Source organism: Armatimonadota bacterium (genome assembly GCA_023511795.1).
Lineage (GTDB): Bacteria > Armatimonadota > UBA5829 > DTJY01 > DTJY01 > JAIMAU01.
Window position 1 is genome coordinate 21,493 of sequence record JAIMAU010000016.1, and the last position, 21,263, is coordinate 42,755.

At 47.6% G+C, this 21,263-nt stretch carries 20 protein-coding genes, 1 tRNA gene and 1 pseudogene; 13 read left to right on the forward strand and 9 right to left on the reverse strand.

All coding sequences use genetic code 11. The features are described 5' to 3' along the window. The first annotated feature begins 18 nt into the window (after positions 1 to 18). Both K6T99_10980 and K6T99_10985 read left to right on the forward strand, forming a co-directional pair. Positions 19 to 113: transfer RNA gene (locus tag K6T99_10980), tRNA-Ser, on the forward strand. An 833-nt stretch (positions 114 to 946) separates the two neighbouring features. Then, positions 947 to 1,399 carry a lytic transglycosylase domain-containing protein gene (locus tag K6T99_10985; protein ID MCL6520346.1) on the forward strand — a complete coding sequence of 151 codons (453 nt, stop codon included), beginning with the start codon at positions 947 to 949 and terminating at the stop codon, positions 1,397 to 1,399. Positions 1,400 to 1,437: 38 nt separating this feature from the next. On the opposite strand, the gene K6T99_10990 is transcribed toward K6T99_10985, so the two are convergent. Further along, positions 1,438 to 1,632, reverse strand: a complete 195-nt coding sequence (locus K6T99_10990) for a hypothetical protein (protein MCL6520347.1) — start codon at positions 1,630 to 1,632, stop codon at positions 1,438 to 1,440. Between the two features lie 126 nt (positions 1,633 to 1,758). On the opposite strand from K6T99_10990, the gene K6T99_10995 reads away from it, so the two are divergent. Beyond that, a complete protein-coding gene (locus K6T99_10995; protein MCL6520348.1) occupies positions 1,759 to 2,094 on the forward strand; it encodes an STAS domain-containing protein in 336 nt (111 codons plus the stop codon). A gap of 41 nt (positions 2,095 to 2,135) precedes the next feature. Here the strand turns inward: K6T99_10995 and K6T99_11000 are convergent, their stop codons facing one another. The 7 genes from K6T99_11000 to groES all read right to left on the reverse strand — a co-directional run bounded on the left by K6T99_11000 (position 2,136) and on the right by groES (position 9,271). Then, a complete protein-coding gene (locus K6T99_11000; GenBank protein MCL6520349.1) occupies positions 2,136 to 3,053 on the reverse strand; it encodes an AEC family transporter in 918 nt (305 codons plus the stop codon). After that, positions 3,050 to 4,690 carry a CTP synthase gene (locus tag K6T99_11005; protein MCL6520350.1) on the reverse strand — a complete coding sequence of 547 codons (1,641 nt, stop codon included), beginning with the start codon at positions 4,688 to 4,690 and terminating at the stop codon, positions 3,050 to 3,052. The genes K6T99_11000 and K6T99_11005 overlap by 4 nt, the downstream gene beginning before the upstream one ends. A gap of 36 nt (positions 4,691 to 4,726) precedes the next feature. Then, positions 4,727 to 5,395 carry an MBL fold metallo-hydrolase gene (locus K6T99_11010; protein MCL6520351.1) on the reverse strand — a complete coding sequence of 223 codons (669 nt, stop codon included), beginning with the start codon at positions 5,393 to 5,395 and terminating at the stop codon, positions 4,727 to 4,729. A gap of 45 nt (positions 5,396 to 5,440) precedes the next feature. After that, the gene (gene thiD, locus K6T99_11015; GenBank protein ID MCL6520352.1) at positions 5,441 to 6,217 is read right to left on the reverse strand and encodes a bifunctional hydroxymethylpyrimidine kinase/phosphomethylpyrimidine kinase; all 777 of its coding nucleotides are present in this window, start codon (positions 6,215 to 6,217) and stop codon (positions 5,441 to 5,443) included. Positions 6,218 to 6,251: 34 nt separating this feature from the next. Continuing rightward, positions 6,252 to 7,100 carry a phosphoglycolate/pyridoxal phosphate family phosphatase gene (locus tag K6T99_11020; protein MCL6520353.1) on the reverse strand — a complete coding sequence of 283 codons (849 nt, stop codon included), beginning with the start codon at positions 7,098 to 7,100 and terminating at the stop codon, positions 6,252 to 6,254. Positions 7,101 to 7,217: 117 nt separating this feature from the next. Next, the gene (gene groL / locus K6T99_11025; GenBank protein MCL6520354.1) at positions 7,218 to 8,846 is read right to left on the reverse strand and encodes a chaperonin GroEL; all 1,629 of its coding nucleotides are present in this window, start codon (positions 8,844 to 8,846) and stop codon (positions 7,218 to 7,220) included. Positions 8,847 to 8,986: 140 nt separating this feature from the next. Continuing rightward, complete coding sequence (gene groES, locus K6T99_11030) at positions 8,987 to 9,271, reverse strand: co-chaperone GroES (GenBank protein MCL6520355.1); 285 nt, start codon at positions 9,269 to 9,271, stop codon at positions 8,987 to 8,989. Positions 9,272 to 9,679: 408 nt separating this feature from the next. Here groES and K6T99_11035 point away from each other — a divergent pair, with 408 nt between their 5' ends. The 10 genes from K6T99_11035 to K6T99_11080 all read left to right on the forward strand — a co-directional run bounded on the left by K6T99_11035 (position 9,680) and on the right by K6T99_11080 (position 21,068). Continuing rightward, the gene (locus K6T99_11035) at positions 9,680 to 11,077 is read left to right on the forward strand and encodes a TolC family protein (protein MCL6520356.1); all 1,398 of its coding nucleotides are present in this window, start codon (positions 9,680 to 9,682) and stop codon (positions 11,075 to 11,077) included. After that, a complete protein-coding gene (locus tag K6T99_11040) occupies positions 11,074 to 12,471 on the forward strand; it encodes an efflux RND transporter periplasmic adaptor subunit (protein ID MCL6520357.1) in 1,398 nt (465 codons plus the stop codon). Before K6T99_11035 ends, K6T99_11040 begins: the two co-directional genes overlap by 4 nt. Before the next feature lies 1 nt (position 12,472). Beyond that, positions 12,473 to 13,777 carry an ABC transporter permease gene (locus K6T99_11045; GenBank protein ID MCL6520358.1) on the forward strand — a complete coding sequence of 435 codons (1,305 nt, stop codon included), beginning with the start codon at positions 12,473 to 12,475 and terminating at the stop codon, positions 13,775 to 13,777. 35 nt (positions 13,778 to 13,812) lie between these two features. Next, a complete protein-coding gene (locus tag K6T99_11050) occupies positions 13,813 to 14,526 on the forward strand; it encodes an ABC transporter ATP-binding protein (GenBank protein ID MCL6520359.1) in 714 nt (237 codons plus the stop codon). A gap of 162 nt (positions 14,527 to 14,688) precedes the next feature. Beyond that, positions 14,689 to 15,933, forward strand: a complete 1,245-nt coding sequence (locus tag K6T99_11055; GenBank protein ID MCL6520360.1) for a hypothetical protein — start codon at positions 14,689 to 14,691, stop codon at positions 15,931 to 15,933. 100 nt (positions 15,934 to 16,033) lie between these two features. After that, positions 16,034 to 16,984: an SDR family oxidoreductase gene (locus K6T99_11060; protein ID MCL6520361.1), complete on the forward strand. Its 951-nt coding sequence runs from the start codon at positions 16,034 to 16,036 to the stop codon at positions 16,982 to 16,984. 5 nt (positions 16,985 to 16,989) lie between these two features. Then, entirely contained in the window at positions 16,990 to 18,195 is a 1,206-nt protein-coding gene (locus K6T99_11065; GenBank protein MCL6520362.1) for a DUF362 domain-containing protein, read from the forward strand. 203 nt (positions 18,196 to 18,398) lie between these two features. After that, positions 18,399 to 19,010, forward strand: a complete 612-nt coding sequence (locus K6T99_11070) for a sigma-70 family RNA polymerase sigma factor (GenBank protein ID MCL6520363.1) — start codon at positions 18,399 to 18,401, stop codon at positions 19,008 to 19,010. Between the two features lie 22 nt (positions 19,011 to 19,032). After that, complete coding sequence (locus K6T99_11075; GenBank protein ID MCL6520364.1) at positions 19,033 to 19,860, forward strand: zf-HC2 domain-containing protein; 828 nt, start codon at positions 19,033 to 19,035, stop codon at positions 19,858 to 19,860. After that, positions 19,857 to 21,068 (forward strand): hypothetical protein, encoded by a 1,212-nt coding sequence (locus tag K6T99_11080; GenBank protein ID MCL6520365.1) that lies wholly within the window; start codon positions 19,857 to 19,859, stop codon positions 21,066 to 21,068. The genes K6T99_11075 and K6T99_11080 overlap by 4 nt, the downstream gene beginning before the upstream one ends. Before the next feature lie 59 nt (positions 21,069 to 21,127). Here K6T99_11080 and K6T99_11085 read toward each other — a convergent pair. Further along, positions 21,128 to 21,263 (reverse strand): annotated as a pseudogene (locus K6T99_11085) (aminotransferase class III-fold pyridoxal phosphate-dependent enzyme).

Sequence of the window (21,263 nt, forward strand, 5' to 3'; positions counted from 1 at the left end):
ATACTCATGTCATTGTGCGGAGAGATGGCTGAGTGGACGAAAGCGGCCGCCTGCTAAGCGGTTGTGGGGCTGTTAAGGCTCCACCCCGGGTTCGAATCCCGGTCTCTCCGCCATTTAGAAAAAGAATTCCCACCAAGCAATGACATCTCGAGTAATCCAAGATAGGCATATAAAAACTTGAAATCTTCTTTTTTAGGCTTTCGGGGCACCGCACCAGCAGAGTTTTGCCCTCTAATTTGTTTATAAAATTGATTCGAACTTCTTTGGCGCACAATATCTTTCTCATCCCTCAATAATCGCCGCGCTTACGCAAAGCAAAAACTGGTAACCTTACTTATAGTAAGCACGGTGGAGGAACTTTTCATACGTTCCGACAATCTAATGTAGAGGACTAACTCAATTTATTTAAAAGGGGATTAAGAGCCATATGCCGTCGAGAATAGCGGCTGCTTGTGCAATTATCCTTGCTATCACTCAAGCGGTTTTTGGGAAAAGCCTGTCCGGCGATGAATATATTGCCCTGAGGAGATCACTTGGGGCAAATCTCATCATCTTTTCATCTGCAAAAGCGAACCCATGCTCTCACATTGGGAAAATTTTTGAGCTTACAGGCACGGTCAACGGCTATGCCAGCGGTGGAAGCACCGCCAGCTTCGTCCTTTACTTCTCCGGGGACTCCGTGGTTATTTCCGCCTCTGAGCTCCCCGACTGCATTTCGAACGGTAACACTATTCGCGTGCTGGTAAAAATCGGCAATGGTTCGGTTGCGAGCCTATCCGACCTACAGTTAATCGCCGCCGCCTACGATTACGACGTCACAAAACGCGAGAAAGAACTTGCCTCGAGCACGCAAAAAACCGAAATTGCCCCTGTAATTCAAAAAAAGCAAATACCAAAAACAACTACCACCAGGCTAAAGAGAGGCACCACTTTGTCGAGCCGAGCCATGCAGGTGTTTGACTCCTACCGCAATGCCATTAAGCGCTTTAATCCCCGGCTTAGTCCCCAACAGCTTGATACGATTACTGCCAGCATTCTAGCCTTCAGCGAGCATTATGGGATAGACCCAAGGCTGATTGTTGCCCTCATACTAGCCGAGTCGAACTTCCGGACGAACGCCACATCGCCAAAGGGAGCGATGGGACTTGCTCAGCTGATGCCCGGGACAGCGCGTGGCTTGGGAGTTTCAAACCCATACGACCCAGTTCAAAATATTGCTGGTTGTATCAAATTATTGCGCAGTCATCTTGACAAACACGGCGACCTCAGCCTTGCACTCGCTTGCTACAACGCTGGCGCGGGGGCGGTAAAGAAATATGGCGGTATTCCGCCTTACCGAGAAACCCAGAACTACGTGCGCAAGGTCACCGAAATCTACCGCCTATTGTGCGGCAAGTAAGCCTTTTCAAGCTTTTAAAGGAAATGGCCTTCCCACAGCTATTTAGTCTTATAAATAATCAAAACAGTATAGCTGTAGAAATCATGAACTCCCGCAGGTCCAAACTCAGTGGTTGATACACTAACTATTGCATCGTCATCAAGCTGACTTAGTAGGCTATTTACCTGTTCGTGGATTTTTGGAAGCTTATCAACCGAATTTGCATGCAATATCTGGGCTTTTAGCAACCTCATCCCTCCTGGCTATCAATCCAATATTAATCTATATCTTCTTTGTTACCATCGGAATTCCCTCTTTGCGCTTGTCCGCCATGTTTCAATTTCAGCTTCTATGTGGAATGATGTATGTGGAGAGAAAAGGTGAGGAATACAGTAGATATGCCTTTAAACTTTCAAATAGAAAGCGAAAACGCCCTGCTTCGAATTAATCTCTCGGGCGAAATGACATATGAGTTCCTGCAAGACGCGAGTCAAAAGATTTTAAACGTCGTCAAAGATCAAAAGGGCCCTGTCTTGTTGGATCTCAGCGGCGTAACATATATTTCCGAAGACGGATTGGCTCTGCTTGTCTCTTTATATCGTGATGCAGTAGGCCGAGGAGCAACAATTTATCTCGAAGGCGCAAAAGATGCGGTTGCAGACCGAATCAAACGCTGTGGGATTGACCAATTCCTCAAGCCAAGACCTTCTCACTGATTCCCAAAAACATCTAACAGCACGCTATGGTTTGGCAGCCCCTACCGCACATTAAGTAAATAAAGCATAAGCGGAATAGAGGCAATGCTTAGAAGCGTTGTCAAGAATATTACACCTGCTACAAAACGAGCATTTGCGCCAAATTTTGAAGCAATCACGCAGGTCATTATCGCGCTTGGCATTCCAGCTTCGACAACTGTAACCTGGTGCATCACCCCACTCAAGCCACCACTTCTTGCGGCATAATAGGTGATGACTGGCAGTGCTACTAACTTTAAGACGCAGGTCACCGCCACAGGCAAAGCTAACCCCCTCAAAGATCTTCCACTAAGCGATAATCCCAGAGAAATCATGACCAGTGGAACCGTACCTGCGGCAAGATACCTGACTGCTTCTAGCAACGGATTTGGAAGCGAGATTGGCCTAATGATTAGCGCTATGGGAATAGAAAGCATGGAAGGAAGCGTAAAAACTCTCAGCAGCTGTTCCCGGTCTACCCGCCTTCCCGCAAATCCAGCAGCAATTAACGCACCGAGGGTATAAAGTGGCAGTGCCATGGCAAGCTCATCATAAAGTGCGGCGGTCACAAGAGCAGCTTTCTCTCTAAAAGCGGCCTGAACCAGTGGGTAGCCCAAAAAGCCTGTATTTCCGAAGCCACTTGCAATGATCATTCCCCCAAGCGTCGGACGGTCAAGTCCCATTGCCCGCCCAACAACGTATGCAATCCCAAGGACAACAAGAATCATGGCAAAGCCTATGATAGGAACCTTTGCGATGGATAAGGGAATTGGCTGGCGGTAGCTATATATAGCATCAAAGATGAAGGCAGGAAGGGTAATGTAGACTACCACAGTGTTTAGCAAGTCAGCATCTTGATCTCGAAGAAGTTTAACCTTCTTCGCTCCGTACCCAACGGAAAGGAGAAGAAAAATAGATAAAACTGTTCCGGTTGCGCTCACGACCTGCCGACTCGCACTTCCTTGCTAGCTGCACTGCTCCTGCGGCAATCAAGCGCCGCTTTCACCAGCCCTGCAAATAGAGGATGTGCCCGATTTGGCCTGGATTTGAACTCCGGGTGGAACTGCGTGGCTATGAAGAAGGGATGGTCTGGCAACTCTATAATTTCAACCAGCCGATTGTCAGGCGAGACTCCGCTGAAAACCATTCCAGCCTCTGCCAACTGGTCGCGATATGCGTTATTTACCTCAAATCTATGCCTATGGCGTTCATAAACAAGCTCGTCCCCATAAATCTTCCATGCAAGCGTACCCTCAGCAATTCGGCAAGGGTAAATCCCCAGCCTCATTGTGCCGCCCTTGCTTACCACCCCCTTTTGTTCGGGAAGCAAATGAATTACAGGATGTATGCATTCTGGGTCGATTTCCTCAGTATTTGCCTCTGCGAGCCCACATTTATGTCTAGCATATTCGATGACAGCCATCTGAAGACCATAGCATAAACCAAGGAACGGCACGTTGTTCTCGCGAACGTAGCGGATTGCTTCTATCTTGCCTTCCGTGCCGCGAGCCCCAAAGCCACCCGCTACTACCACGGCATCCACGTCCTTTAGCAGTTCTTCCGCACCTTTGCCCTCAATTTCTTCGGAGTCAATCCATTTTACGTCAACACCAGTTTCGTTGGCTATCCCACCATGTTTGATGGCTTCTCCTATGCTAATGTATGCATCTCCGTTGGCAACATATTTGCCAACAACAGCTATTGTGGTTCGGCGTTTTGGATGCTTGAGGATATCAACAATTCTCTGCCACTCAGCCAATTGCGGTTCGCCATTATGAAGACCAAGCCTTTTAATGACCTGTTTAGCCAAACCTTCCGCCTCGAATTTGAGCGGCACTTCGTATATGCATTCTGTGTCTAGTGCCTCAATGATCGCTTCCTTATCCACATCACAGAACAGGGATATTTTTTCCTTCATCTCCTCACTTAGTGGCACCTTCGACCTGCAGACTAGAATATCTGGCTGGATGCCCATTTCGCGCAGCCTGGCAACGCTGTGTTGAGTTGGCTTGGTTTTGACTTCGCCCCATGGCCCGACAAAAGGTATGAGTGTGACATGTATATAAAGGACGTTTTCAGGGCCGGCATCTTTTTTAAACTGGCGGATTGCCTCTAGAAAAGGCTGACCTTCAATGTCACCAACCGTGCCTCCTAATTCAACAACCGCCACGTCCGCACCAGCCTCAAGCGGCGCATTCCTTATACGTTCCTTGATCTCGTCGGTAATATGGGGGATGACTTGGACAGTGGCACCAAGATAATCGCCTCGGCGCTCCTTTTGAATTACCGCATTATAGATGCTGCCAGTTGTGACATTTGACTCACGTGTTAGGTCCACGTCTACAAACCGCTCATAATGCCCTAAATCCAAATCAGTCTCCGCGCCGTCGTTAGTAACAAAGACTTCGCCATGCTGAAAAGGGTTCATTGTACCCGCGTCAACATTTATATAAGGATCAATTTTCTGCATGGTCACTTTGAACCCGCGGTTTTTCAGCAATCTACCCAACGAAGCCGCTGTTATACCCTTACCGATGGAAGAAACAACGCCGCCCGTCACAAATATGTATTTTATCACTGCGTCATCCCCCTGTCGCACAAACAGTAGTCTAAATTAGTACTTCAACATTACTACGGTGGTCTCCTTTGGAAGCGACCCTTTTGTTATTTGAATCTTTTCCTTGTGCTCGATATTTTTCCAACCCCTAAGAAATTCATCCGCGGTTTCAAGGTTGAGCTTCAGGTCTGGCGTTTTGAAATGCATGGGTACGACTATCTTAGGCTTAAGCTGGGCAACAACCTTTTTTGCCTGATCGCCGTCAATCGTGTACACAGAGCCAACCGGAATCATCAACACATCCACTTTCCCAATTTCCTTCACTTGCTCGGAAGTCAGCAAATGCCCCAGGTCACCAAGGTGGCAAATTCTTACACCTTCAAGCTCAATTACGCGCACAGTATTCTTGCCGCGCTGCCGCCCACCCGACGGGTCGTGGTCTGTTAGGATTGATTTGTAGGAAATAAAACTCTTACCAATTTTGAGCTTGCCAGAGTCGTGAGCTTTGCCTTCTAGAGGACCTATTACTTTGGGACTACCTTTAAGCACGTTTATAGCATTGTGGTCAAAATGACTGTGGCTTACAAACACAACGTCAGCTTTTACCCTGGGCACTTTATAACCCAAACCCTCACCAAAAGGATCAAATACAATGTTCGTTCCTGCCAATGCAGTAACCAAGAAACATGCGTGCCCCAACCATTTAATCACAACTCCTGCAATCATGTCCTTACCCCCTTGGTTCCCACTCTTTAAAAGAAATGATATGGTTTACCTAATCAGTAAGTTCCCTTTTCCTACCTTCACAGCTGAACTAATTAGTTCGAAAACAAAATTTTTCGCAAATTGGGCAGCCGTCAATACATCATCTCCCATGGCAATCCTTGCCGCCAATGCCGCGGAGAACGCGCAACCCGTCCCGTGAACTGGGGGCCCTGCCAAACGAACGCCAGAAAGCTCCACAAAATTGCTGCCATCAAAAATGATGTCAACCGGCTCTCCCTTTAGATGCCCACCTTTAGCGAGCACATATTGGCAACCCATTTTGTATATCTCCACTGCCGCTGCCTTCAAATCAGCTAGAGTTTCAACTGTTATCCCTGAGAGTATCTCCGCCTCCTTGACGTTTGGCGTAACAACAAGGGCAAGTGGGATGAGCTCCCGCTTTAAACGCTCTACCCCTTTGGTGGCTATAAGCGCCGTTCCGTCCTTTGCAGCAATCAGCGGGTCAACAACTACATTCGGAATATTTCTCCTGCGAATTCGCTTTGCAACAACGCCAATAGTTTGACTGCTAAATAACATTCCTATTTTGCAAGCATCAACACCTATATCGCGAGTAACCGAATCAATTTGGGCGGCCACAATGCGAGGCGCGACCTTCGCAATTTTTTGAATACCTAGCGTGTTTTGCGCAGTCACGGCTGTAACCACAGTCATGCCATACGCACCAAGACGATTAAACACCTTAAGGTCGAGCTGTATTCCCGCCCCTGCGCTCGAATCCGACCCAGCAATTGTTAAAACCCTAGGAATTCTTTCGTCCATGGCTCGCCATTACGTCAGAAACACAAAGGCACCTTTATTGTTTATCATCCAGGACACTACAAGCTTTAGCTTCTGCCCTCACTGCGTTGCCAAGAAAAAGACCTAAGATTTCAGGAAGTGTCTTTACTACAAAGTCAGGCTTTATCTCTTTCGGTGCTACCTCTACGTCTTTCTCAGTCGATATGCCTGTAAGAACTAAGATGGTCGTAATGCCAAGCCTTTTTCCAACAAGGATATCTGTATCAAGCCTATCTCCAACAATGACGCTATCCTCAAGAGAAGCGCCAGCAACTTCGAAAAGCTTTCGCACTGCATACGTCTCCGGCTTTCCAATTACTCGGGGGGTGACCCCGGTCGCTGCCTCCACTGCCGCAACCATTGCTCCCGCGCCAGGGACAACCTGCCCTCCTTCTAGTGGGTAGGTTGCATCCCTATTAGTTGCAATAAACTCAGCGCCACCTCGTATTGCCCAAAGTGCTTTCGTAATCTTTTCGTAGTTAAATCCTTTGTCCCAACCTACCACAACATAGTCGGCTTTCTCTTCAGGTATGTTCTCCACAATACGCATGCCAGCTTCGATTAGAACCTGTCGGAGTCCTGGCTCACCAATTAAATAAACTGATTTGCCCTTTGCGCCATGCTCGCAAAAATATAGGGAAGTTGCGTACCCTGACGTCATTATTTGCGCTTTATCAACCAGGATGCCCATGCGATGGAGCTTGTCAACATACTGCTCCCGGGTCTTAGTGGAATTGTTGGTGAAGAAGTATACCTGGTGGCCAAACCGCCTCAAAGTTTCGATGGTCTCCGCCACCCCAGGTAGGAGTTGCTCGCCGCGGTAGATAACACCGTCGAGGTCGAAAACAAATGTACGTAGACGCAAAACCAGCCTCTCAAAACGACGCTTAATTATTGTAACACACCCTCTTAGCAGGAGTCAAACAAAGAGGGGCGGGCCCATGATGGACCTGCCCCGATTGTCTGCTTCATTAAATACTGCTTAGTACATGTCCTCGCCGTATCCGCCTCCGGGAGGCCCAGCAGGTGCTGGCTTCTTCTCGGGCTTTTCGGCAACGAGTCCCTCGGTTGTGAGAATCATTGAGGCAATGCTTGCCGCATTCTCCAATGCCGAGCGGGTCACCTTCACCGGATCAACAATGCCAGCCTTTGTCAGGTCAACATATTGCTCGGTCAACGCATCTAGGCCATGGCCCTTTGGTAGGGTTTTGACCTTCTCAACGACGACCGAACCCTCAAGGCCGGCGTTCTCAGCGATCTGGCGGAGGGGCTCTTCGAGTGCTCTGCGCACGATGTTGACGCCCACTTTCTCATCTGGGTCGGTACCCAAGCCCTCGAGCGCAGGAATGACGTTAATAAGCGTTGCACCGCCGCCAGGGACAATGCCCTCCTCAACCGCCGCTCTAGTTGCGGAAAGAGCGTCCTCAAAGCGATGTTTCTTCTCTTTTAGCTCGGTCTCGGTCGCAGCACCTACCTTAATCACAGCAACACCACCAGCAAGCTTTGCAAGCCGCTCTTGAAGCTTCTCCTTATCATAGGATGATTCGGTAGTCTCAATCTGGCGGCGTATTTGCTCAATCCTGCCCTTGACTGCCTCCGGGCTTCCGGCACCTTCAACTATAGTTGTGTCTTCCTTGGTAACTATAACTTTCTTTGCCTGGCCCAACATTGAAAGGTCAACATTCTCAAGCTTCAGACCAAGGTCCTCAGAGATGAATTTGCCGTTTGTAAGGATAGCTATGTCCTCCAGCATTGCCTTGCGTCTGTCACCAAAGCCAGGCGCCTTCACTGCAACAGTCTGCAAGGTGCCGCGAATCTTATTGACAACCAGAGTCGCTAGCGCATCACCATCTACGTCCTCAGCGATTATTACCAGCGGTTTGCGAGCACTTGCAACCTTCTCAAGTAGCGGGATTAGATCGGCCGCGGCGCTTATCTTCTTTTCATGGATAAGGATTAGCGGATCCTCAAGGACGGCCTCCATCCTCTCCGCATCGGTGACGAAGTATGGAGAGATGTATCCCTTGTCAAATTGCATACCTTCTACGACTTCCAACGTCGTTCCGGTGCCTTTTGACTCCTCAACTGTAATGACGCCATCCTTTCCAACCTTATCCATTGCATCGGCAATTATCTCGCCAATTTCCTTGTCATTTCCGGCTATTGATGCAACGCTTGCAACTGACTCTCTGTCAGTCACCGGTGTACTCAGCTTTTTGATTTCCTCAACGGCCTTTGCAACCGCAAGCTCAATCCCCTTCTTGACCATCATGGGATTGCCACCTGCTGCCACATAGCGAAGACCCTCGTTCACTATCGCCTGCGCAAGAACAGTAGCGGTTGTTGTTCCATCGCCTGCGACATCGTTTGTCTTCGATGCGACTTCACGAACAAGCTGAGCACCCATGTTCTCATAAGGGTCCTCTAGCTCAATCTCTTTGGCGACAGTAACTCCATCTTTGGTGATTGTCGGGGCGCCCCATTTCTTATCGAGTACTACGTTGCGGCCTTTTGGGCCAAGTGTAACCTTAACTGCAGATGCCACTGCATTTGCGCCACGCTCAAGTGCTCGTCTTGCCTCTTCACTGTAGGCTATCATTTTTGCAGCCATGCTCACGTTCCTCCTTTTCTTATAACTAATAGTGCATATTTTAACGTGTCTCTTGGAAGAAGAAACTACTTTGAATGTTAGGAAAAACTCTTGCTTTCAGAATCAAGTTTTATCTTCCCGCTCGCAATTTCAGAACATTTTTATGTTCGAATTGCAAGTATGGAATCCTCATCTAGGATTATGTAATCCTCACCTTCGACGGTTACCTCGGTGCCTCCGTATTTCGAATAGATGACGGTGTCACCCTCTTTTACTGTCATGGGCTTCCTCTCGCCATTTTCCAAAATTTTTCCGGGTCCAACGGCAATCACTGTGCCCTCCTGTGGCTTCTCTTTGGCAGTATCTGGCAGGATGATTCCACCTGAGGTCTTCTCCTCTTCGGCTTTGGGTTTCACAATCACTTTGTCACCAATGGGTTTTAACATCGAACAAATCACCTCCTAATTTAAAAACAGTGAACTATTAGCACTCAAACAACTTAAGTGCTAATGGGCAACCAGTATTTATACCAGGACTTGACAAATTTGTCAAGCTAGTAATATGAACTTTCCATAAAATATTTCTTCCCTTCCACCTTCGTTAATAAACCTGCTCTCGTAGCCTTTAAAGAAGCGATTCCCCCAGAAACCCTAAATATTCAACTTTTAAAGATTTCATCGCGCAATTGCTCACTTCATAGAGAGTTTGCTCGTCTAAACTTTGGATTTCACATAAAATTGCTTCAAACTTCTGAATTAACGCTTTCTGAACGGTTTCAAATATTGAAATCAAATGCGGTTGCAAAGTATAATGATGTTGCCAGTTCAATAACTCACCCCCGAAAAAATAATCCCATGCGTCACCCAGTATTTGCAATATTACTGATAGTCCTAATTATGATTGCGGTGATGATAGGCGCCCAAGCCGAAACAGTGCCAGAAAAGCTTTCGGTAGCGGATGCTGTTAAGCTTGCTCTAACTGCAAATGTGAACTTAAAGAGCGCAAAATCAAACCAGTTAACAGCTCTTTCTAGACTACGTGTGGCAGAATTACTTACTTCCTATTATGTGGGAGCAAACACCAGCTTTGAACGGATGCCTGGCGAGTCTGAGCTCTCTAATTCCATATTTGGAAGCCTGGGCTATGAAAACATGATGGGGACAGAAGCATCCTTGAACATATCGCCATTTGCATCGGGCAATGAGTCGAGCTCGGTAGATTTATCAATTCGCCACCCATTAACTAGACGCAAGGGTCTTCTATCTCCGAAAGCAGATAAAGTTTTGACAGCCCAGAGCGAAATGATTATTCAAGACAAGGAGCTTTACCGAACTCAACAGTCAACCGTGCTTGATGTAATTCGAGCGTACTTCAAAGCAATTGAGGCACGCGAGCAAGTCAAAGTCCAAGAAAAAGCTCTTGAACTTGTTGAGCAATCGGCAAGATTCGCCAAACGGCGGGAAGAGGCCGGATTTGCAAGAGGCATCGACGTATACAGAGCAGAAGTTCAAGTTCAGCAGACTCGTGAGAGATTAAACAGCCAACGCGAAGCAGCAAAGGCAGCCATCGACCGCTTAATGTTAGCAATCGGTGTTGGTATTGGCAAAACTCCCGAGCTAATTGATCCTGTGCCAGAGGTCAATCCCGAAGTTCCCACACTTGAAGAAGCCATTGCGCAGGCTCTCAAGAATCGCGTCGAGCTATCGGTTTACGATGAGCGCCTAGCAACTCAGCAACGAAGACTTGCCATTGCCAAAGAAGAATTTCGACCTGGCCTTGATATTTTCACAAGATTCCGCTCCTCAAACGCCGATAGAGGCGTTTTCTCATCATCCTTATTCGACCTAGGTACCACCACTATTGGGCTTGAGCTTCGATTACCTCTAGACAAACGAGCGATTAAAGAGGAACAAGCAATTGTCGAACGTGAGCTAAACATATTAAACGAAGAACGTGCCTTTCAGATGGAGCGAATCGCCGAAGAAGTTCGCAGCGCATATCGTGCGCTTGAATCTACAGCTACCTCACTTGAAATACTAACCACAAACTTGGAAGTTGCAAAGCAAAACCTTCATATTGCTGAGCGGATGGTAGAGGAAGGCGAAGGTGACAACCGAGATGTTTTGAGTGCACAAGAAGCACTCACCCATGCGGAGATGGGAATCATCTCCGCCAAAATCGACTTGTATCTAGCAACGCTAGAGCTCAAATACGCGATGGGAGAGGATCTTACAACGATAGGTTCAAAATGAAAGAGCAAATAAAAATTTGGGGAAGCCGTATTCTTGGGTTAGCAATCATTGTCTTTGCAATACAGCACTGGGGAGTGCCGCTTTATCGACAGTACTTTTCCCCGAAAAAGGTAGAAGTCTATATCCCTACCACTAGGGTAAAACAAGGCCCATTCACAATTAGTTTTCCAGCCATAGGAACTCTAGAAGCAGAGAAGTCGGTTGCAGTTACCGCTGGCATAAGCGGCAAGATCATTTACCTTATTAACGATGGTGCAATGGTCTCTCAAGGTGACCTAATAGCACTCCTAGATAGCAAAGACATCGAGCGCGAGATTCGCACTAAAAAGTTGGAAGCAAGGAATGCAGAGGCGGAAGTAATGCGGGCGCAAGCAGAGTTGCAACTTCTCCAAGAAGCAAACAAGACCGACCTTATGCAAGCCCAGGCTCAGCTTGACTTCGACAAGAACGAACTAAAGCTTGCAAAAGACGAGCTTGCAAAAATGGAAAGACTTCTTGCTGAAAAGCTTGTGACGGGCGAACAGGTTGAGCAGGCAAGAGGCGAGGTTCGCTCTAAGGAGCTGGCCGTCATGAAAGGCGAGGCCCAACTTGAATTAAAGAAAAAAGAATGCGAGTCCAAGGAAAAGCAAAAAATGGCAGACGTTAAAAATGTGGAGTTTCGCAAGGGCCTAGCTGATGAAGCGCTGGCAGAGGCAGAAGATGACCGAGAAAAAACTCGCATTAGAGCGCCGGCGGCTGGTTTGGTTGTTTTGACAGAAGATTGGATGGGAGACGGCCGCCGCAAGCTTCAAGAAGGAGACAATGTAAGGCCCCAACAAACAATTTGCCGCTTGCCTGACCTATCTAAAATGATGGTGAAAGTTCGCGTAGGCGAAGCTGATGCTCCAAGAGTACGCCTTGACATGCCCGTGCTTATTCGGCTTGAGGCTGTGCCGAATAAGGTCTTCCACGGCCGAGTCGTTAGCATATCAAGCCTTGCTACCGAGCTATCGCCATGGGAAGGCGGCACGCCGGGAAAAAAGGACTTCGAGGTTAAGGTTTCTGTAAAAGAGAATAATCCCCGCCTTATCAAACCTGGCATGACTGCAAACCTAGAATTTATAGTAGACCAAATTAAGAATGCTACTTACATCCCGATTGAAGCGGTAGTCGAGCAGGGGAACAAAACGTTTGTCTACGTTAAATCAGGTGGCAAATTCACTCGCGTTCCCATAAAAACCGGCAAGTATAATGACAATTTTGTGTGCGTCACCAAGGGATTGAAAAAAGGGCAGATAATCGCCCTCCGTGATCCAACACGAGAGCTTGAGTTACAAGAGGCAGGCAGCACAGCGCCAGGCGTGACCACACAAGAGCCTGCAACACCGCCAGTTCCAAAAGCGAAAAAGGAGTAGTATGGGAATCCTTGCAGCGATCCACACTGGTCTCACAGAGCTACTCTCCCACAAGTTACGCTCAATCCTCACAATGCTGGGCGTAATCTTCGGAGTAGCCGCTGTAATTGCCATGGTTTCCATTGGGGAGGGAGCAAAGCAAGAAGCCCTTGAGCAAATTCGTTTAATGGGCATCGACGTCGTCCACGTAAGACGGGCTCTGATATCCGGCGAGCTATTAGAAAAAGCGCAGGAGCGTTCGCCATATGGGTTAAAATACTCCGATACAGAAAGCATCAGGGAAGTTTGCGACTATGCAAAGCACGTTGTACCTCTTAGAGAGGTTTTCGCCGACGTCAAGATTGGCGATAAACCTGTTCCTGTCAAAATAGTAGGCACAACTCCCGAGTATATATACGTAACACGCACCAAACTCCAGACAGGGCGCTTTCTTAACAATATAGATATGCGAGAAAATCGCCCGGTCTGTGTGCTGGGAGCGGCCGCCCGGAGGGAGCTTTTCGGATTCGACGACCCAATTGGCAAAAATATCAAAATAGGAAGGCGACTATTTCGCGTAGTCGGTCTAATGGAGCCCAAAGAAGTAGGTGCGGCTAAAGCATTTGCAGCCCTCCGGGATTTAAATTCAGACGTTTACATTCCGATTACTATTTCTCTTATTGACTTTAAGATTAGCTCTCAGGAAGCGGTACCATCGGATTATATTTTACTGCGACAGCTCTCCAGAAGGCTGATGGCACGCCCAAATAAGGCAGACAACCCGATTACAGAAATCATAATTCAAGTTGAAAACGATGCCGCTACTGTGCCAACTGCTTCTGTTATCCGTTCTGTACTTCATCGCCAACATCGCGGAATTCGTGACTATGAAATTATCATACCTGCAGAACTACTTCGCCAAAGCCAGCAAACTCAGCGGATATTTAATATTGTTATGGCAGCCATCGCAAGCATCTCGCTCCTTGTCGGTGGTATTGGAATTATGAATATTATGCTCGCTACTGTTACTCAGCGAACGCGCGAGATCGGCATCAGGCGATGCATTGGAGCAACTAGATGGGACATTATCCGCCAATTTATGCTAGAAGCTCTGGTTATCACCTGCGCAGGCGGATTGATTGGCGTATTTCTAGGAATCGGGGGCGCGAGAGCCATATCAGTTTATGCTAATTGGAACACTGTTGTATCCATGCAGGCAATCATCGTCTCTTTTGGCGTCTCAGCAATGGTTGGGGTTATCTTTGGGATGTACCCAGCTATCAGAGCGGCTATGGTAGACCCGATAGAAGCACTCCGTTACTCTTAAAAGCAATATAAGTTCAACATTAGGTTTGATAATCAATGCCACTAATCTTAATTCAAAACTTAGTAAAAACATACAGAATTGGTAGTATAGAAATACCTGCTCTACGAGGAGTCTCATTTAAAATCGACCGGGGCGAGTTTGTGGCAATAATGGGCCCCTCTGGGTCCGGCAAGTCTACATTGCTTAATATTATTGGCTGCCTTGACCGGCCGACGTCGGGAACATACATCCTTGATGGGCAAGACGTAAGCAAGTTGAGTGATGCATCACGCGCGGCGATTCGGAACAGAAAGATAGGCTTCGTATTTCAGAGCTTCAACCTTCTGCCTCGTCTTACGGCGCTCGATAATACCTTGTTGCCCCTAATGTATGCTGGACGCCGGCGCGACAGTAAATTGGGGCGGAGAATCCTTGAATCGGTGGGATTGGGTGGAAGGATATGGCATACACCAATGCAATTATCCGGTGGCGAGCAACAGCGGGTGGCTATTGCGAGAGCGCTCGTCAACGACCCGCCCTTAATTCTTGGCGACGAACCGACCGGAAATCTAGACACCGCTACAGGCATCGAAATCATGGCGATTTTTCAACGTCTCAACGAACAAGGAAGGACGGTTGTCATAGTCACCCATGAGCATGACATCGCGCGATATTGCAAGCGCATACTTCGTTTCCGTGACGGCCTACTTGAGTCCGACGAGCCAGTCAACGACCAAATTATAATCGAACCCCGCGAAGTCTCCATATAAAAGTAAGCCTTAGGTTTCTAATCATAATTGTCATCGAACCAGGCTAGGATCCAACCGTGGTAGTTGCTGCCAAGTGAACCTTCAACCACTGTCCGAGCAGGATAATACCACAAATTCGTTGAAATGGGGTTTTAAAATAAAGCTGAATATCTTGGAGGCGGTATGATGAATCTAATGCTAATTTTTGGCCTATTGGTTTTGATATCAATAGCGGTGCCTGCTACTGCTCTAGACAAGTTTATAATCAGTTATTGGTGCGGACCGTTGCCCAGTGATAATTTAGACATCCGATATGCCGAAGTCGCTGAGTGCAACTTCACACACGCAATGCCACCATGCGCAGGAGTCACAATTGAGCAGAACAAGGCAATACTTGATGCGTGTGCAAAGCATGGGCTCAAATATATCATTCCTGATGGACGCATCCTGGCAAAAGAGCCGAACGACCCAGATTTTACTTCTAACCTCGACGCAGTAATTGCAGATTACTCGAACCACCCAGCAACTGCAGGCTACTTCATTACGGACGAACCGAACTCTTCTGCTTTCCCTAAGCTGGCGGCAATAAATCAATACCTAATAAAGAAAGACCCAAAGCACATGCCATTCATAAATCTTTTTCCAAACTACGCAAGCGAAGCGCAATTAGGTAACAAGACCTACGAGGAGCACGTCGAACAATTTTGCACGGTTGTTAAGCCAAGGATACTAAGCTACGACCACTACATCATGATGGCCTGCGATCCCGAAAATCCAACTAATTTGGGCAGTTTCTTCCATAATCTAGAAGTGGTAAGGGCTGCGGGGTTAAAATATGGTGTCCCCACCTGCTTCATAATGCTCGTCACACCACATGGCCAATATAGAAACCCTACGGAAGACGACCTCCGCTGGCAGATTTTCAATGCGCTCGCTTATGGATATAAGGCAATCCTATATTTCACTTACTGGACACCCCACGACGAATTCTGGAACTTTCACAACGGCATTCTCGATGAAAAAGGCAATCGAACAGAACATTTCAATCAGGCAAAACGGATAAACGGCGAGCTAAAAGTTCTTGGCAAAGTCTTGGTCAAGCTAACGTCCACCGGGGTCTACCACTCAGGCGATGTGCCATCCGCATGCAAGCCACTTAGCCCCGACCTACCCATTAGTGTAACCTCAGAGCTACCCACTGTCTTGGGCATATTCCGTCACGAAGACGGCTCTACATGGGCAATGGTGGTCAACCGAAACCTGAGAAAGGATTCTACCGTTGTTCTTTCATTTAAAGGTTCAATTAAGTATGTTGAAGAAATGAGCTCGAAAACCGGAGCCATGCATAAACTTAAGCTAGATAAGGGAAAAACAACCATACATCTTAGGCCCGGTGAGGGAAGGCTGCTAAAACTTCTGGCGAAATAGCTACGCCACCAAAACTTTTTGAAATCAGTTTGACATAGAAGAACCTATGTTCCTATAATGCCCATGAAAATCCTCACTGGCCTGAAAGTCGAGGACCATAATGGAGCATGCACTAATAACTGGCGGGGCAGGGTTTCTTGGATCTCACCTATGCGACCTTCTACTCGAGAAGGGCTATGCAGTTACGGTGATGGATAATCTAATTACCGGAACTACTGATAATATCGTCCATCATCTTGGCAAAGAGAGTTTTTCATTCATAAAATACGACGTAACGGAATACCTTTTTCTAAAGGAAAAAGCAGACTTTGTTTTTCACTTCGCTTCACCTGCGAGCCCAATTGATTACCTACGATACCCCATTCAAACACTCAAGGTTGGCTCACTTGGCACCCATAAGACCCTAGGACTTGCGACCGCTCATAAAGCAAAGTACATCCTAGCGTCAACGTCGGAGGTTTATGGCGACCCACAAGTGCATCCTCAAACAGAAACTTATTGGGGCAACGTTAATCCAGTTGGCCCAAGGGGCGTCTATGATGAAGCCAAGCGGTTTGCAGAAGCAATGACAATGGCATATCACAACACACACAACGTGGACACGAAAATTGCTCGCATATTCAACACCTATGGCCCGCGCATGCGGAGAGACGACGGAAGGCTGGTTCCAACGCTCATTACCCAAGCTTTGAAAGGCGAGCCACTTACAATCTATGGCGATGGCAGGCAGACACGAAGCCTTTGTTACGTTTCAGACCTAATCGAGGGCATTTACCGACTCGCATTATCTGACGAGCACGAACCAGTCAACCTTGGCAATCCGGAGGAAATCACAATTATTGACTTTGCTAACTTAGTTCTAAAGTTGACGGGAAGCAAATCCAAGATAACTTTCGCACCTCTACCTGCTGATGACCCTCGACAACGCCGCCCAGATATTTCCAAGGCAAAGCGCATTCTAAAATGGGAGCCGAAAGTAAGTCTTGAAGAAGGATTAGTAAAAACCATCGAATGGTTTCACTTAAAAATGAAAGAGGAAAGAACAATTTAACGCCCATGGAACCAATAGTCGCAATTACAAAGGCCCAGACCCCATACTCCGAAGGTACAATACTCAACGCGGTAAGACAAGCCCTAAATCTCATAAAATCGGACAATCTAATTCAAAGCGGGCATACGGTCCTAATCAAACCTAATATTTTCGCCCCAAATCCAGCGCCAATGACAACCGACCCAAGGGTTGTGGCTGCCCTAATAAAAATTGCTCAAGAGGCAGGTGCCCGCTTGGTACTTGTCGGCGAGGGGAGGAGCATTTCTACCGCCAAGTTCCGAAAGGCAAACAATACAACGCGCGCTTGCTCCGAAGTGGTTGGCATGACTGCTGCAGTCGAGGCTGCAGGCGGAAAAATGGTTTTCTTTGACGAAGAAGAATGGCTTGAAACCGACGTCGTCGGAGGGCTTGTTTTAAACAAAGTTCGCATTCCGCGGCCAGTACTAGAAGCCGACGTCCTAATCAACGTGCCGGTCATGAAAATCCATAGCCTCACTCTCGTAACACTCGGAATTAAGAACATGCACGGAGCAATCTCAGATGAGGACAAACTTTTCGGGCACAGCTATAACGAGCTCCCTTCCAAACTTACCGACTTCCTCCGAGTCAGAAAGCCAGACCTCACAGTCCTGGATGGCATTACGGCACTAGAGGGTGACCATGCTGAAGAGGGCACGCCAGTGGACATGGGCATTATTATAGCCTCACGCGACGTTGTCGCTTTAGATGCCGTTGCCTCCTCGGTAATGGGATTCGATACAATGGAAATTGATACCACAAAGATTGCACACGAGCAGGGTCTCGGGATGGGCGATCTATCCAGGATTACTGTAATTGGAGAAAGTGTAGAGTCTGTCCGCAGGCATTTCGCCAGGCCGAACATTGCCTTTGATTCAGAATTATTTCCTGGCTTGAAAATCATCGCGGGAGAATACTGCCGATCATGTCAATACTACATTCGAAGAGGCTTAGATAAGCTAGCCAAAGAAGGAGTTTTCGATGGAAGCCGCGAGATTACTCTAATCCTCGGCAAGGAACCCCCTGTTCCCGAGAAGCTTCCTGGAAAAGTAATAATGCTCGGCGACTGTTGCCTTTCTTCGAAATCAATACGACGATTGAGGGACCACCTGCTCCTTGAAGGGCGGCTTGAAGCAGAGTACGCTTGTCCGCCAATGCGGTTTAGGATACGTGCAAAAGAAATGATAAGCTAGACGAACAATACTTTCGCTCCCAAAAAGCAACAAACGTGCAAGGTGAATAAAGAACAAAACCTCTGACGAACATTGATTTATATTGGTATAGCCACCATATTTGGGATTATTTGTTGCTGATACGTTTTGCACGCAAACTTTCCTATTAGCTCCTGCAACAAACACAAATTGTTAACATTCGCCACGATGGAGCGTATACATTTATGATGCATGCGGCAACGAATCAGGCCAGGGAGACCGACGAGGAACTAATGGCGAGGTTCCAGGCGGGCGACTCATCAGCCATGGAGGAGCTTTTCGCTAGGTTCCAAAAGCCACTGTTCAACTTCTTTTTCCGAATGGTGGGCCGTCGGGAGACTGCGGAAGATCTCGTTCAGGAAACATTCCTGAAAGTTTGTAGGTTTGGACAGACCTTTCGCGGTTCAGATGCAAAGTTCACAACTTGGCTTTTTTCTATTGCTGGAAACCAATGCCGAGATTATCTCAGGCATCGAGCAAGACGTCCTGAAACAATGCTTGACGACAATATAGAATTAAATCACTCGGATAATCAAATAGGGCCTTACTCTGCAACAGGCAATTCATCTGTTGAAAATCACTTGATTCGAGTTGAGCTTCGGAATGCAATCGAAGAAGCGATAAACACACTTCCAGAAAAGGAGCGAACGGCAATCATCTTAAGAGAGTATCACGACATGGAATACAAAGAGATTGCCGATGTTCTTGGCTGCCCAATTGGAAGCGTGAAGGTATTAATCTTCCGCGCCAGGCAGAAGCTCAAGGAAAGGCTAGGATACCTAAAGGCTCCTGCATAAACTGCCGAATGAGGTAATGGCAATGAGATGTAAAAAAGCTAGAATTCTGGCCTCTGCTGCAATAGACGGCGAGCTTTCGGAACGTGAAAAGCGCCTTCTGGAGCAACACTTTGCCGAATGTCCGGCATGTCGTGAAGAGCATACCACGCTTGTTGCTCTGCGCAAAACCATGGCGCTTTGGGAAGATAAGGAACCTTCGCCTTGGCTAGCGGAGAACTTCGCCCATAAGCTAGAAAGGTTCATGGCGGGGCAGGAATGCCCTGCAACCCGCAAGCCTCATTGGGCTATAGGAGTCGCCACAGCGGGACTTGTTGCGACGCTACTAGCATTTGGCTTCTTTTTGACTAGCCGTCCTGAGCCGCCATCTGAGCCGCTATCACATCCAGACAAAAGGCCTGCTATTGTCCAGGCAACAAAGACTCCTGCAAAACCGGAAACGGCAAATTCGCTCAAAGGTCAAAATCATGCGGCAACAAAATCACATCCAGTACAGGCAACTGTACTAAATACAAGAGAAGGCAAACAACATAAACCCAAAGTTGCTCAAACCATCATTGCCAAAAGGAGCCCACATCCCACTCTTGCTGAAGGCTTGCAAAGTAAAGCCGCAGACAAAATCGCTGAAGAAAAGCCATCGGAAGCTGAAATTTTGCACAGCATTGTTGCCGCACAAAAATCACATGAAGAGGCAAGCGTAGTAGTCGCATCCAATCTAGGAGTAACAGGAATGACAATGAACGAGACTTTAGAAATATTGAGAGGTACCCTTCAAAAAACAGCTGACATTCTAGCAGAGCGAACGAATAGCGAAAACATAAATACGGCCATAGAAGAAGGAGGCACACTGTGAGAAGCGTACGTTTCTCAACGTTATTAATATTAAGCATATTAACTTCCACTAACTTAATTACGGCCTTGCATGCCGCCCCGGCAAAAAAAAGCATGCTTGAACAGCTTGAACTTCCGCTGTATCCAGGGGCAAAGACACTGAGAGAAATCAACTGGCCATCCGGCAAGGTGCTCGATGACCTAGCAAATGAGTTCGGTCCCTTGTTCGGCCTCAAGGAGTTAAAACAAGTCAGCATCGTAATGACCAGAGTGGATGCAACCCCAGAGCCCGAGCAGATTCTGAAATTTTATGAACCCGCAATCACAAGCCAAGGATGGAAGACAATGGACAAAAGCCTTGCTCGTGACGAAGCAAGCGCAATATTGTTCCATGAGAACAAGGGAATACTAATTATTTTTGTTGGTCCACGCGTAGGGAAGAACCGAGATGTGAACATAACTCGGTTATTCGGAACCATGGACCCCTCAAAGATTGGCAATACCCAAGGCAAAATTCCAGAAATGCTCAAGAAAATGTCTCCCGAGGAACAAGGTGAAGAACCTGCGATTGAGGTCACCTCACGCTCTAGGATTCCAGCCGGGCAACCGATATCGGTTCCACCATCCGAAAAAGTGCACATCAAATCCACAAGATCCGACTTGAACGTTCTTCTCGTCGAAGGAAACACTGTCGAGATCAGGGTCCTTGGCAGCACAGACGACATCGGAGAGCTCTCCCGCATAGATGAGCGCCTGGTATTGAATCTCGCCGCAAGGTTGGTTGTTGACCGTATATCTGTGCCAGCAGGCATACCGACCCTCTTCGAGCCAACGGAGGGCTCCATTACAATCGCTCCATCAAAGCCTGTTAGGCCAGCGCGACTCAGCGTTGTATCCATTGGCGCTCCAATTGCCTTAAGAGACTTCCCGCTGGTTGGCGGTGTGCACATGCTAAAATCAACCGGCGCTGAGATCGCCATTTCATTCTCGCGAGTTGAGACCGGCGAGATGGTCGTTGGTGCGACGGGTGACGACATTACTATCGAGCTACCCAAGAATGCTTCAGCTGAGATTAGCGCGCAGGCAACCAAAGGCAGTGTCCAAAATTTGACATCAATTAAGCCGGAGATTGAGGATAAAGATAGGCTGAAGCTCATTTTAGGCTCGGGAAAGGCAAAGATATCTCTTGAGGCGGTTAATGGAGCTATTTATATTAAGACAACCGACTAATAAAAACTAGATGCATTTTCCCAGCGGTTAAACAAAAAGCCTGCGAGCCATGCCCACAGGCCAAGAAAAGTGAAGGAGAAAAAGATCTCTTCCATCTTCTGCATGTACTCGGCCTTGCCGCAAACGGCCGACACCGGATACCCGTTTGCCATGCCCTTGCCGAAGGTCGCCAGATCAGGCGTTACCCCGACGATA

Bases quoted from the DNA above. Each gene is read 5' to 3' on its own strand.
- K6T99_11040 (MCL6520357.1), top strand. From the start codon at position 11,074: ATGAAAGAGCAAATAAAAATTTGGGGAAGCCGTATTCTTGGGTTAGCA.
- K6T99_10990 (MCL6520347.1), bottom strand. From the start codon at position 1,632: ATGAGGTTGCTAAAAGCCCAGATATTGCATGCAAATTCGGTTGATAAG.
- groES (MCL6520355.1), bottom strand. From the start codon at position 9,271: ATGTTAAAACCCATTGGTGACAAAGTGATTGTGAAACCCAAAGCCGAA.
- K6T99_11010 (MCL6520351.1), bottom strand. From the start codon at position 5,395: ATGATTGCAGGAGTTGTGATTAAATGGTTGGGGCACGCATGTTTCTTG.
- K6T99_11045 (MCL6520358.1), top strand. From the start codon at position 12,473: ATGGGAATCCTTGCAGCGATCCACACTGGTCTCACAGAGCTACTCTCC.
- K6T99_10985 (MCL6520346.1), top strand. From the start codon at position 947: ATGCAGGTGTTTGACTCCTACCGCAATGCCATTAAGCGCTTTAATCCC.
- K6T99_11035 (MCL6520356.1), top strand. From the start codon at position 9,680: ATGCGTCACCCAGTATTTGCAATATTACTGATAGTCCTAATTATGATT.
- K6T99_11075 (MCL6520364.1), top strand. From the start codon at position 19,033: ATGAGATGTAAAAAAGCTAGAATTCTGGCCTCTGCTGCAATAGACGGC.
- K6T99_11065 (MCL6520362.1), top strand. From the start codon at position 16,990: ATGGAACCAATAGTCGCAATTACAAAGGCCCAGACCCCATACTCCGAA.
- K6T99_11060 (MCL6520361.1), top strand. From the start codon at position 16,034: ATGGAGCATGCACTAATAACTGGCGGGGCAGGGTTTCTTGGATCTCAC.
- K6T99_11070 (MCL6520363.1), top strand. From the start codon at position 18,399: ATGATGCATGCGGCAACGAATCAGGCCAGGGAGACCGACGAGGAACTA.
- thiD (MCL6520352.1), bottom strand. From the start codon at position 6,217: ATGGACGAAAGAATTCCTAGGGTTTTAACAATTGCTGGGTCGGATTCG.
- groL (MCL6520354.1), bottom strand. From the start codon at position 8,846: ATGGCTGCAAAAATGATAGCCTACAGTGAAGAGGCAAGACGAGCACTT.
- K6T99_11050 (MCL6520359.1), top strand. From the start codon at position 13,813: ATGCCACTAATCTTAATTCAAAACTTAGTAAAAACATACAGAATTGGT.
- K6T99_11055 (MCL6520360.1), top strand. From the start codon at position 14,689: ATGATGAATCTAATGCTAATTTTTGGCCTATTGGTTTTGATATCAATA.